The sequence below is a fragment of the Pseudomonas cichorii genome, assembly GCF_018343775.1.
GTDB lineage: Bacteria > Pseudomonadota > Gammaproteobacteria > Pseudomonadales > Pseudomonadaceae > Aquipseudomonas > Aquipseudomonas cichorii.
In genome coordinates this window covers 1,794,543-1,807,410 of the sequence record NZ_CP074349.1, presented here as the reverse complement: position 1 = coordinate 1,807,410, position 12,868 = coordinate 1,794,543, and the positions used below count along the sequence as shown (strand labels likewise).

8 protein-coding genes and 1 other RNA gene are annotated in these 12,868 nt (G+C 56.3%); 1 reads left to right on the top strand and 8 read right to left on the bottom strand.

Annotated elements, in window-relative coordinates:
- Positions 1–75 precede the first annotated feature (75 nt).
- The 4 genes from KGD89_RS08045 to ffs all read right to left on the bottom strand — a co-directional run bounded on the left by KGD89_RS08045 (position 76) and on the right by ffs (position 3,741).
- Positions 76–1,752 (bottom strand): hypothetical protein, encoded by a 1,677-nt coding sequence (locus KGD89_RS08045; RefSeq protein WP_025259279.1) that lies wholly within the window; start codon positions 1,750–1,752, stop codon positions 76–78.
- A 9-nt stretch (positions 1,753–1,761) separates the two neighbouring features.
- On the bottom strand, positions 1,762–2,475 hold the full coding sequence (locus KGD89_RS08040; protein WP_025259278.1) for a hypothetical protein: 714 nt from the start codon (positions 2,473–2,475) through the stop codon (positions 1,762–1,764).
- A gap of 5 nt (positions 2,476–2,480) precedes the next feature.
- Positions 2,481–3,314 carry a vWA domain-containing protein gene (locus KGD89_RS08035; protein WP_025259277.1) on the bottom strand — a complete coding sequence of 278 codons (834 nt, stop codon included), beginning with the start codon at positions 3,312–3,314 and terminating at the stop codon, positions 2,481–2,483.
- 330 nt (positions 3,315–3,644) lie between these two features.
- An RNA gene (ffs, locus tag KGD89_RS08030) (signal recognition particle sRNA small type) lies at positions 3,645–3,741 on the bottom strand.
- A 454-nt stretch (positions 3,742–4,195) separates the two neighbouring features.
- Between ffs and KGD89_RS08025 the strand changes: the two genes are divergently transcribed.
- The gene (locus KGD89_RS08025) at positions 4,196–4,471 is read left to right on the top strand and encodes a hypothetical protein (protein WP_025259276.1); all 276 of its coding nucleotides are present in this window, start codon (positions 4,196–4,198) and stop codon (positions 4,469–4,471) included.
- 88 nt (positions 4,472–4,559) lie between these two features.
- On the opposite strand, the gene KGD89_RS08020 is transcribed toward KGD89_RS08025, so the two are convergent.
- The 4 genes from KGD89_RS08020 to smc all read right to left on the bottom strand — a co-directional run bounded on the left by KGD89_RS08020 (position 4,560) and on the right by smc (position 12,868).
- Positions 4,560–5,702 carry a zinc-binding metallopeptidase family protein gene (locus tag KGD89_RS08020; RefSeq protein WP_025259275.1) on the bottom strand — a complete coding sequence of 381 codons (1,143 nt, stop codon included), beginning with the start codon at positions 5,700–5,702 and terminating at the stop codon, positions 4,560–4,562.
- Positions 5,703–5,829: 127 nt separating this feature from the next.
- Positions 5,830–8,193, bottom strand: a complete 2,364-nt coding sequence (gene ligA, locus KGD89_RS08015; RefSeq protein ID WP_025259274.1) for an NAD-dependent DNA ligase LigA — start codon at positions 8,191–8,193, stop codon at positions 5,830–5,832.
- A gap of 92 nt (positions 8,194–8,285) precedes the next feature.
- Positions 8,286–9,128, bottom strand: coding sequence for a cell division protein ZipA (gene zipA / locus KGD89_RS08010; protein ID WP_025259273.1), 843 nt, complete (start codon positions 9,126–9,128; stop codon positions 8,286–8,288).
- Between the two features lie 251 nt (positions 9,129–9,379).
- Complete coding sequence (gene smc / locus KGD89_RS08005) at positions 9,380–12,868, bottom strand: chromosome segregation protein SMC (RefSeq protein WP_025259272.1); 3,489 nt, start codon at positions 12,866–12,868, stop codon at positions 9,380–9,382.

Here is a 12,868-nt window from a genome sequence, read left to right as displayed (position 1 = left end):
AAAAATAATCGAGTAAATCATGCCCGGTGTGTATCGCCAGGCATAGAGACATGAAAGATAAGAAGGAATATTCAGCTACTGCCTAACGATTGCGATCAAAATCAAAAGCCCAACAATCCAAACCCACCCAGGAATTCCACCAGACTTAGTCTTAGCCTTTTTACTTGAAGAGCTGACTTGGGGGACTGATTGTCGCTGAGTCATAGTGGGGGAATTAACGACCGTTCGAGGCAGCACACGCTGAGGCGACTGTTGCCTGGCCTGTGAATTCTGAATTTTTTGCAGGATAGCTGCATTAGCCGAGTGAGACGGCTGGCTACGCAAGGCTGAAGTGGTAGGAGGTATAACAGACGACGTGCCGGGATTCTGGACTCGGAGACGCTCGATTATCTCCTGATTTTTGCCAAGTCCGGCAACGTTCAAGCTTTTGGCTGCGAGTCTAAATTTCGCCTCTTCAGATGAAATATGCTTTATCTGATTTTGGCTGGAAATGTCTATCGCGATATGGTTGTAGCGATATTTCTTATTCGAATATACTGGCTCAACAAGCCCTACCACGCTAATCCAGCTTCCTACCAAAGAAGAAGATGGAGCGCTTTTCATTTTAGCCAGTGCAGCAGGCCAAATGCTTAGTTTCACAATGCTGCCCTGCCATGGGCCGAAGTTTACGAAAATGTAAGATCGACCACCTTTTTTCGTCTTACCATGTTTAACCTCAACAACCTGCCCAACGAGCTCCACCATATTCCCGATATTTTTTACAAAAATATTGTAGTCAGCCGCACTTAATACAGGATATTGAGACGAATAAGAAACAGGCTCCGCTGGCCTGCTTTTAACCTCAAACTGTCGATGTGGAATCCCTTTCCCAGCTAAGAAATCCGCAAGACTGGGTACTTGATCGAAGCTGCTTAAACAAATAGAAGCAAATGATTTTGCGTCATTTGAATTTAAAGGATCAGAAATTAACTTCTTGAAAATCTTGGAGGACGCAGGATCAGAAAAATCCGAAGCTCTAAAAACAAAAGAGTCCCAGTCAGACTGACTTTCATCCCATAAAGCGGGGTTTCTTTCCAAAGCCTTCAAGGCAACCACTAAACTTATGAATGAAAAACGATCCAGTGATGCATTAAAGTTTTTGTCTGTACGACTAGGATGTTGAAAATTCCTGTGACCAATCTCAGCGGCACCCAACTGTTTAATTTCAGGGACGAACATTCCATCATAGTCAATAAGCTGTATCAATCTGCCACCTTGGCTAACCATTAGATTACCCGGTTGCAAATCTCCATGCGCAATCAACTGCGCTTCTAAATAAGAAGCAAGCTTAACTATACTTTCACGGAGTGTCGCCAAAACTGAGCCATTACGAAAGTTATCCGAGACAAACTCTCCCAATGTGTCTCCGGCAGCCCAAGCCATTTTTACTATTGGAAACTTAGCTCCCTGAACCTGTACCCCTTGCGGCTGAAACTCGAAAGGTAAAAAATAATTCGAGGACAAGGCTTTCAGCTTTGAGCTTACCGCCTTATAACGCATCTCCAAATCAGGAGACTGCTTATGAAAGCACCGAACAGCATATTTCCCACTCCCGACAGAGATGGTGTAGGTTAGAGCAAAACCACCGCACATCACCTTTGGGAGCCCAAGCCCACTTGTGGCGATACTACCGCTCTTCAGATCACCGTCCAGCAACGCCACTCTGGGATGCTGCAGTGCTTCTTGATACTGCTCGAGACTCGGATAACCCATTTGCGCACCTTAGAATCTCAAACGAATCAAAGTAGTATCATCTATTTTCATTGACTTATCCTTCCGGGACTCCAATACAAGTTCGTTAAACTTAAAATCTGAATAAATAGAAAGTAGCAAGCGCCACTCTTCTCGCCCCTCGGCTATAGATTTATAACACCAATGGCCGATTGCATCCGTCATCAAGAGCACAGTAGTCCGAGAGCTTACCGGCGAAACCAAAACATGTTTAGTATTAAACAATGGATCACCCAAAAACTTATTTAGTTCATTTCGAGTACTCAACAATTCTGGACGCTCATTAAACTGATCCGGATTATCAAGTGGAAATCGCCTAACGACCTCATTATCCTCACAAATAATTATTACAGAGTCTCCAACCGCGACGACCTCCACCTCGGAACGCTCCTTGTTGTACTCACAAGATAGCAAAGTCGCAAAATTTCCTCGTTCAAAAGCCATAGCCTTCGACCAAGACAGCATTGAAGGATCATAAATAGCGGCATACTCTTTAACGGCTTGATAAATGGACTCTGGAGAAACTCCAAAGCCAGCGCACGACATACTACAAAGTATCGCAGCCCAAGACTTACTATCAAATGATTCAGAAGCCCCATCACTAAGGCTAGCCACCTTTCCATCAAGACTAAAAAGGTAGCTATCTTCATTCAGATGTTCAGCATCGCTATCCTTTGCGACAGATGCAGCGAAGTCTACAAACATTAAACTCACCGAAGTTGCGAGGCACGAGTTCCAATATCGAAAAATTCAACAATTTCGGCAGCATCCGCATTAAACACAAATCCACGAGATTCTGAATTAACAGAATACCCCTTCTCTTGTGCAAACTTAACTAGATGCTCTGGAAGGTTGCTCGACATACTAAAAAGAAGCTTAGCATAGGAGTCAGGCAATCCATTTTCGGAAGCAGGGAACTTTACAGGGCTTGAGTCATTAGCACTAACATGAATATTTAAAAGCAGCACTTGCCCGTCATTAGTTCCTATTTGCCTAAGCATGGTAGCGAGCTCTTCGGGATCACCATCCGTGGACTCACCATCCGTGACGTGCAAAACAGTTGGTGGATAACTATTCGGATGCTGATCGCACCACGCAACCAAAGCTTCAGCAGCACCGGTTAACGCCGCACGCATCGGGGTACCACCGTTACTCACTGGCTGAAACCATACTGGGAATTTAACAATCTGCTCTACCAAGCCACCGGTTCCATCTGGAACTTTCTTTTTACGATCCTCAATCAGTAGAGGGCTGGCCTCAATTGCGGAGATCGGATGAAGAATTTGGCCACCCAATGCGCCAGAAAAACCATTCGAGACGCCAGTATGCCCATAACCAAGCACGCCAATGTCAAAGTAATCACGCACACCTTCTGATTTAGTACAGCGAGTGACAAGGTTCATCAAAGTCCGGTTCAGGACATCAGCAACAAACTGAGCCTTGGTTCTCTCCCCTGCCATCGTGTCTCCCATAGAACCGGACTGATCCACAAGAAACAAAAAGGCTGTAGGGTCACTACGTTGAATCGAAGCGGTATATGGCATCGCTTTTTTCCTTCCTTGAATTTCATACTCGCACTAGCTGCAGATCGAGACCACAGCACTATGCCATCATATTGGGACATTTAGAGGCAGGGCACAAGCTACAGAAAGGATCGCCATTCCTTAGGCGATCATAAGCAGGCGTCTTTGGGGTAATCAGATCAACACCTCTTCCCCGCCACTATCGACTATCACGCTAGGAATTGGAGGACGGATTTTCGCAAGATAAATGCAACAAATGCGCACCATTTCTGCGCATACGAACACTGCCACATTTCGAGTTTTTTTGATGACAAGTCCTTGTAGAACCAAGGACCTTAAGAAAGGTGGCAACCCCACCAGCCACACCCCGGCACACAATGTTCCCGCTATGGCTGCTCCCTTCCGGGCCTGACCAGGTTGACGGGTAATCGTTGCGGGGGGACCGATGGGGTCACCATAACGACACTCGCCAGTCGGCGAGCCGCGCCATTGTACCGGTCTGGCGCGAAGTTACAACCCGTAATCCAGGATAAAAATTCGAGATTGCTCAAGCACTTGTGTCACAAGGGCTGGGCGGGTTGCAGGGAGCGGGTTCGGGGCTTATAGTCGCGCGGTCGCTGCATATCAGCGATGGGGTGTGGAAGCCCCGCTGTGTCAGGAGTGCGCAGACGCACGTATCAGTAATCGGACGCCATAAGGTGTCCGATGGCTATGTTATGGCGGCTGTGCGCTGGGGCACCTTCGGGTGCGCCGGGTTACTCCTACCGGTCTTCCACACCCGCGCACAGCTGCCACCCACTCATGTGGAAGTGAGTTTCTGGTAGCTCCATTTAAATCAGGAGTTAAACCATGTTCAAAATCACACCCAATCCCCCTGCCCTCACGCCTTGCGGAGGTGCAGCATGACCCGCTTTGTCCCGCTCAAAAGCAACAACACTGATAACCCTGTGATGCATATCGACAGTCAGGCTCCGCTGGATTTTCTGTTTGCCAGTGCTGACCGGCGTATCCGCATGGCTCGTCGCCTGCTGGAATGTCTGGACGGGGCCGATGACGCTGATGTGCGGTATATGGCCAATGCGGCGCTGGTGCTGTTGAGCGATGGCTGTGATGCGCTGGATCTGGTGGAGAAGCAGGTGTTTCGGCCTGGGTTGGACAGGGCTGTGGTCAGGCATTAGCAGGTCAGGAATCTGGCTGATGCCGTCGCGGGCAAGCGCGCTCCTACAGGGTCATGGGGAACGTGCTTGTTCGCGAATGAATTCGCTCCTACGGGGTGGTGGAGCCTTGGATGACGAGGTGGATGAAGTGCAGCTTCGCGATGGCGGGTGCTGGCAGGACGAAGGGGTAGAAGTCGGGTTGGCCCATGCTGCGTGACAGTTCGTTGAGCATACTGGCCAGTTCTATCCAGGCGTTGATGAATGAGAGGAAGGCCGGGCCGTCGGGGTGTTGGGGCTCGTAAAGGGCTTGCAGCGGGAACGGTTGGTAGTCCAGCTCCATTTCCCGGGCGCTCATGCCCAGGCCCAGTGCGGTGTCGACGGCATCCATCATGTGCAGGTAGTGCGCCCAGGTTTCCGCCCAGTCTTCCCACGGGTGCATGGTCGCGTAGGCGCTGACGTACTGTTGCTGCCAGCCTTCCGGGGCGCCGTTCTGGTAATGGTTCTCCAGCGCGTCGGCATAGCTGGCGCGTTCGTCGCCGAACAGGTTGCGAAAGCCGTGCAGCCAGTAGGTGTCGGCAATCAGCCGGTCCCAGTAATAGTGCCCCACTTCATGGCGGAAATGCCCCAGCAAGGTGCGATAAGGCTCGTGCATCTGTACGCGCACGGCTTCGCGGTGGGCGTCGTCGGCTTCTTCGATATTGAGGGTGATCAGGCCGTTGGCGTGGCCGGTGGTCGGTGGTTTGCCTTCCAGGTCGATGCCGACAAAATCAAAGGCCAGCCCGGTGTCTTCGTCGCTGGTTTTGGGGATGACTTCCAGCCCGAGGGAAATCAGTTGCGCCACCAAGCGCCGCTTGGCGGTTTCGACCTTGCGCCAGCGCTCGGGGTTTTCCGGGACGGAGAGGTCCGGGATGGTGCGGTTCAGGCTACAGGCGATGCAGAACTCACCCGTGTTATGGGCCGGAAACAGCCAGTTGCAGGCCGCGGGCGTGTGCAGGTTGGCGCAACGTCGGTAGAGGGCTGCGCCGGGGTCTTCGCTCAGGCGCCAGGTATCGGGCTCGGCGGCGACTTCGATTGTGGCGATACGTTCCTGCTCTGGCAGATAGCCCAATGCCGCCGAGCAGGCCAGGCACTGGGAGTTGGGAAAGAACACCGATTGGCCGCAGCGGCACTGCCAGACCTTGCTGTTGCGCTTTGTTTCGCTGATGAAGGGGGCAGCGATCCTTGAACTGAGTTGTTCGAAAAAGCGGTACATGGTGGTTTCCCTGGGGTCCGTGAACAGACTAGATCATCGGGGGGTGTCAGGGGTTCCGTGATTTTTTGGGGGCCTGGGACATTCAATGAAATGGCTGTCGCGGGCAAGCCCCCTCCCACAGGGATCTTTATTCCACTTCAATGCCCTGCCCGCTCAGGAATGCCACAAAGGCTTCTTCATCCAGCACTTCCAGGCCCAGTTCGTTGGCTTTGGTCAGTTTGGAGCCTGCGCCGGGGCCGGCGACGACGGTGTGGGTTTTGGCGGAGACGGAGCCGGCGACTTTGGCACCCAGGCTTTCGAGCTTTTCCTTGGCGATGTCGCGGCTCATGCGTTCCAGGGAGCCGGTCAGGACCCAGGTCTGGCCGGCCAGCGGCAGGCCTTCGACGGTTTTCTTCTCGCTACGCCAGTGCATACCGAATTCCTTGAGCTGCGCTTCGATGGCCCGCGCCCGCTCGGCGTTGGCGCTGTCATCAAAGAACTCGCGTACGGCCTTGGCCTGTTTCTCCGGCAGCGCCTGACGCATGTCCAGCCAGTCGGCGCTGATGATGTTTTCCAGCGTGCCGAACTTGTCGGCCAGTTTCTGCGCGCCGCCCGGCCCTACCGAAAAGATATGCAGTTTGTCGATCAGGCTGCCCAGGGTGGTGCTGGCTGCAAATTCGGCACCCAGTTCGCCTTCATCCTGCAATTGCAGGCCGCTCTCGCCCAGCAAGGCATCGATGACTTCACGGTTGTGGCTGTCCTCGAAGAAGCTGTGAATTTCGTGAGCGACTTCCAGGCCGATATCCGGCAGGTAGGTGAGCACTTCCGGCAAGGCCTTGCGCACCCGCGCCAGGGACGCCAGCGAGCGGGCCAGCACCTTGGCGGTTTCTTCACCCACATCGGGAATGCCCAGCGCGTAGATGAAGCGCGCCAGAGTCGGCTTGCGGCTGTCGGCAATGGCCTTGAGCAGTTTGTTACTGGAGACTTCGGCAAAGCCTTCCAGGTCGATGATCTGTTCGTATTGCAGTTTGTACAGGTCAGCGGGCGAGCCGATGAGCTTTTCGTCCACCAGTTGCTCGATGGTCTTGTCGCCCAGGCCTTCGATGTCCATGGCTCGACGCGAGACGTAGTGGATGATCGCCTGCTTGAGCTGCGCGCCACAGGCCAGACGGCCGACGCAGCGATAGACCGCGCCTTCGCTGATGGTTTCCTTGCCTTTGCTGCGCTTGACCAGTTGCGTGCGCTCTACGTGGGAGCCGCAGACCGGGCAGGTTTTCGGCACCTCCACCGGGCGGGCGTTTTCCGGGCGGCGTTCGGCCACCACTTGCACCACTTGCGGGATGACGTCACCGGCACGGCGGATGATGACGGTATCGCCGATCATCACGCCCAGGCGTGCGACTTCGTCCATGTTGTGCAATGTGGCGTTGGACACCATGACGCCTGCGACCTTGACCTGCTTGAGGCGTGCGACCGGCGTGACTGCGCCCGTGCGCCCGACCTGGAATTCGACGTCCAGCAGTTCGGTCAGCTCTTCCATGGCCGGGAACTTGTGGGCGATGGCCCAGCGCGGCTCACGGGCGCGGAAGCCCAGTTCACGCTGGGAAGCCAGGTTGTTGACCTTGAAGACCACGCCGTCGATTTCATACGTCAACTGGAGGCGGCGTTCACCGATATCGCGGTAATACGCCAGGCACTCTTCGATCCCGTCCGCCAGTTTCAGCTCGCGGCTGACCGGCATGCCCCATTCCTTGAGCTTGTTCAGCATGCCTACATGGGTGTCGGAAATTTCGGTAGAAACCTGGCCCAGGCCATAACAGCAGAATTCCAGCGGGCGGTTGGCGGTGATTTTCGAGTCAAGCTGGCGCAGGCTGCCTGCTGCTGCGTTACGCGGGTTGGCGAAGGTCTTGCCGCCGGTTTCCATCTGGCTGGCATTGAGCCGCTCGAAACCGGCCTTGGACATGAAGACTTCACCCCGTACTTCAAGCACGTCAGGCCAGCCTGTGCCTTGCAGTTTGAGGGGGATATTGCGCACGGTGCGCACGTTGACGCTGATGTCTTCGCCGGTGGTGCCATCGCCACGGGTGGCACCACGCACCAGCGCGCCGTCGCGATACAGCAGGCTGACCGCCAGGCCGTCCAGCTTGGGCTCGCAGCTGTATTGCACCTTGGCACCGCTACCGAACAGGTCGTCTGCCGGCAGGTCGAGGCCTTCGCTCACGCGCCGGTCGAACTCGCGCATGTCGGTTTCTTCAAAGGCATTGCCCAGGCTGAGCATGGGGACTTCGTGACGCACTTGAGTGAAGGCCGAAAGCGCCGCGCTGCCGACACGCTGAGTCGGGGAATCCGGGGTGACCAGATGCGGGTTTTCAGCCTCAAGGGCCTTGAGTTCGTGAAACAGGCGGTCGTACTCGGCATCCGGGATGCTGGGTTCGTCCAGCACGTGATAGCGGTAGTTGTGTTGATCCAGCTCTGCGCGCAGTTCCAGGATTCGGGTTTCGACGACCTTCATACAATGTTCTCTCAAAAAGCAAAAAAGCAGCCTGGGCTGCTTAATCTGACATCAGGAGCGGGCCAACCCGCTCCTGTTACGCACATCCTTTATCAACGGCGCTGGGTTAATGCACGACGCTCGAATTCGACAATCCGCTGGCGATAATGCTCGATCGTTTGAGCGGTCATGACGCTGCGCTGGTCGTCTTTCAGTTCGCCGTTGAGTTCATGGGCCAGCTTGCGGGCTGCGGCCACCATGACGTCGAAGGCCTGCTTGGGATGACGCGGCCCCGGTAAGCCCAGGAAGAAGCTGACGGCACGGGTGCTGAAATGGTCGATGTCGTCCAGGTCGAACACGCCAGGCTTCACGGCGTTGGCCATGGAGAACAGGACTTCGCCATTGCCGGCCATGCTTTCATGACGGTGGAAGATGTCCATTTCGCCGAAACGCAGGCCGCTTTCCAGGATGTTCTGCAGCAATGCAGGCCCTTTGAAACCGCTTTCGTCACGGCAGATCACGCTGATGACCAGCACTTCTTCGACTGGCGGCAGGTCTTTGTCTTCGGTGATGCGCTGGGCAGGCTTGTCGTCCGGGAAGTCGTCGTTGCGGTCGGTGAACAGGCTCGGACCGTCCATGTCCAGGTTCAGGTCACCCTGCTGCGGCTCGTCCTTGCGTTTCTTTTCGCTGCGCTTGCTCTCACGCGGGGTCGCGCTCAACGACGGCAGGTCCTGCTCGTCCAGCTGAGGCTCCTTGTGGTTATCCAGCACACGGGATGGACCGAGCAATTCAGCGGACGTGGTTTCATCGTCGTCCGGCAGATTGGAAAAGCTGCGGTCGAGCCTGAATTTCAGTTTCCCCTTGCCGCCGCGCATACGGCGCCAGCCGTCGAAGAGAATACCGGCAATGACAATTATGCCGATGACGATCAGCCACTCGCGCAGACCGATTTCCATGTAATCCAGTGCCTCTAATGAAGAATTTTCAAAATAAGGGCCTAAACCCCTTTAATACGTGGTGCCAAGTCTATGTTCTAACTGGCATTTTGCCCACGTCGAAATAAAAAAGTGGTCACTAAACTAGCACGACCAAAGGTAACTTTACACCGTCTGTTGCACCTGTATGGCGCTGAGGGTGGTATCTATCGCTACCGTTTCACATATTTGGGCCATTAAAAGGCCATTTCCCGGCGAAATACCATGACAGATCACGCATCCACAAGGGCCATCGCCTCCTCCACATCCACCGCTACAAGGCGCGAACAGCCGGGTTCGTGCATGGTCACACCCATCAGTTGATCGGCCATTTCCATGGCGATCTTGTTGTGGGTGATGTAGATGAACTGCACCGTTTGTGACATTTCTTTCACCAAGCGGGCATAACGTCCTACGTTGGCGTCATCCAGTGGCGCATCGACCTCGTCGAGCATGCAGAACGGCGCCGGGTTGAGTTTGAAAATCGCAAAAACCAGTGCTAATGCCGTCAGGGCTTTTTCCCCACCGGACAGCAAATGAATCGTGCTGTTCTTCTTGCCGGGAGGACGCGCCATGATTGTCACCCCTGTATCGAGTAAATCTTCGCCCGTCAGTTCCAAATAAGCGGAGCCGCCACCGAAAACTTTCGGAAACAGCGCCTGAATTCCGCTGTTTATCTGATCGAAGGTCTCCTTGAAACGATTGCGGGTTTCCTTGTCGATCTTGCGGATGACGTTTTCCAGCGTCTCCAGTGCTTCCACCAGATCGGCGTTCTGGGCATCGAGGTAACGTTTGCGCTCGGACTGTTGCTGGTATTCGTCAATGGCCGCGAGGTTGATGGCGCCCAGGCGCTGGATACGCGCCGCGATGCTTTCAAGCTGCTGCTCGGCACTCGCCTCGCTGGCTTCGGGGCTCAAGGTGGCCAGAACGCCGTGAAGGTCATAGCCATCTTCGTGCAGTTGATCCTGCAAGGCCTTGCGCCGCACTGTCAGGGCTTGCCACTCCAGGCGCTGCTGTTCCAGTTGGCCACGCAGCAGTTGCGACTGCTGTTCGGCCTGGGTGCGGCGCTTCTCGGCATCGCGCAGTTCACGGTCGGCGTCTTCCAGAGCAATTTTGGCGATGCGCATTTCGTCGTCGACGACCATGCGCTTTTCCAGCAACTCTTCGAGCTTGAGGCGCAGTTCTTCCAGCGGAGCCTGCCCTTCTTCCAGGTTCAGGCCCAGTTGCTCGCTTTTTTCGGACAAGCGCTCGGACTGCATCTTCAGGCGCTCAAGGGCCTGGCGCGTGGAGTCGTGCTGGGCCTTGATCGAGCCCAGGCGCACCGCCAGTTGATGGCTGCGGTCCTTGTGCTGGCGGGCTTCCTGACGCACCCGGTCCAGGCGCTCGCGCAGGCTGTCGCGCTGGGCTTGCAGCAGCTCGCGCTGCTCGGTGTCCTGGGCCATGGCGTCCAGAGCGTCTTGCAGTTGCACGCGGGACTCGCCCAGGTGTTCATGCTCCATGGCGCGCTGTTCGCCCACTTCGGTCAGCTCTTCGTCCAGACGAGTGCGGCGCAGGGTCAACTGCTCGACCTTGGCCTTGGCTGCCGACAGCTGAGCCTTGAGTTCGCCCTGCTGACGGGTTTCGTCTTGCAGGCGGCGGCGCAGTTGTTCGCGGGTTTCTTCCTGTTGCGACTGTTGCTCACGCAGCGACAGCAGTTGTTCTTCACGGGCCGCCAGCGCCGCTTCGAGTTCGTCCCGCTCCAGCCCAAGCCGTTGCAGTTCCTGACCACGAGCCAGTACGCCGCTCTGGGCTTCGCTGGCACGACGCACGCGCAGGAAGTGACGCCCGACCCAGTAACCGTCGCGGCTGATAAAGCTTTGCCCGGCACTCAATTGCCCACGTCGCGCCAGGGCTTCGTCGAGGGTCTGCACGGGCATGACCTGCCCCAGCCAGGCCGACAAGTCGACTGGGCTTTCGACCTTGTCCAGCAGGCTGCCCGGCAGGCGATTGGTATCGGCACCGGGGCTCAGCAGGCGCAGGTCGCCCTGCTGAAAACCGGCCAGATCCAGCCCGACAAAATCATCCACCAGCACCGCTTGCAGGTCGGCACCCAGCACGGTTTCCACCGCCAGTTCCCAGCCGGCTTCGACACTCAGCCCTTCAGCCAGACGCGGGCGCTCAGCCAGTTGTTGGTCACGCAGCCACTCGGCAGTGCCGGTGTCCGGGTCGAGGGCTGCCTGCTGCAAGGCTTCAAGCGAAGCCAGGCGACCGTTCAAACGTTGCAATTCGCCCTGGGCCTGCTGTTGCGCCTGATTGGCCTGCTGCAATTGATCGCGCAACTGCTCCAGTTGCTCGACCACCTGACCTTCGTTCAGGTGCAGGTCGTCGATGGTCATTTCCCGGGTGGCCAGGTCTTCGCTCAGCTCAAGAATGGCTGCGTCTTCGGGGTCAGCGGCCAGCAATTGGCGCTCTTCGTTGAGGCGGCGCTGACGCTCGGCCAGCCGCTCGATGCTTTGTTCCAGTTGCTGAATGCGCGACTGCTGCACCTGAGCCTGACGTTGCGGCTCGGCTGATTGCTGGTTGAAGACGTCCCACTTTTCCTGCCAGCCCTGCATCGTGGCTTCGGCGTCTTCCAGCGCGATGGCCGACTCTTCGGCGGCGGCGCTGGTCATTTCCTGTTCCGGTTCGAGCATTTCCAGCTCTTCGCCCAGGGTCGCCAGCAAAGTGGTGTCGTGGCCCAAGTGCGATTCGGTTTCCTGACGGGCGCGTTCGGCTTCGCGCAAATCGTCCTGCAACTGGCGCAGGCGCTGCTGGCCATGTTGAATGCTTTGCTCGACACGGGCGATATCGCCGCCCACGGAATAGAAGCGGCCCTGCACCACATTGAAGCGCTCGGACAGGTCGTGATGACCGTCCCGCAGTCGCTCGATGCTGGCATCGGCACTGCGCTGGTCAGCCACCAAGGCCTCGAAACCGATTTCCTGATTGCCGATCACTGCCTCGCGCTGGCCGACCTGCTCGTTCAGCGCCTGCCAGCGCAGAGCCGACAACTGAGCCTTGAGCTGACGCTCTTCGGCCTTGTATTCCTGATACTTCTCGGCGGCCTGTGCCTGCCGATGCAAGCGCTCAAGCTGGCGTTCCAGCTCTTCGCGCAGGTCCGTCAGGCGTGCGAGGTTTTCATGGGTGCGACGAATGCGGTTTTCGGTTTCCCGGCGGCGCTCCTTGTACTTGGAGATGCCGGCCGCTTCTTCGATGAAGTTGCGCAGGTCCTCGGGCTTGGCTTCGATCAGCTTGGAGATCATGCCCTGCTCGATGATCGAATAGCTGCGCGGCCCAAGGCCGGTGCCCAGGAAGATATCGGTGATATCGCGCCGACGGCATTTGGTGCCGTTGAGGTAATAAGTGTTCTGGCTGTCGCGGGTCACTTTGCGGCGAATGGAGATTTCCGCGTAGCTGGCGTATTCGCCCACCAGCGTGGCATCGGAGTTGTCGAACACCAGTTCGATGCTCGCCTGACTCACGGGCTTGCGGCTGGTGGAGCCGTTGAAGATGACGTCGGTCATCGACTCGCCGCGCAGGTTCTTGGCCGAGCTTTCGCCCATCACCCAACGCACGGCGTCGATGATATTGGACTTGCCGCAACCATTGGGACCGACAACGGCCGCCATGTTACTGGGGAAGTTCACCGTGGTGGGGTCGACGAAGGATTTGAACCCCGCCAGCTTGATGCACTTCAGACGCAT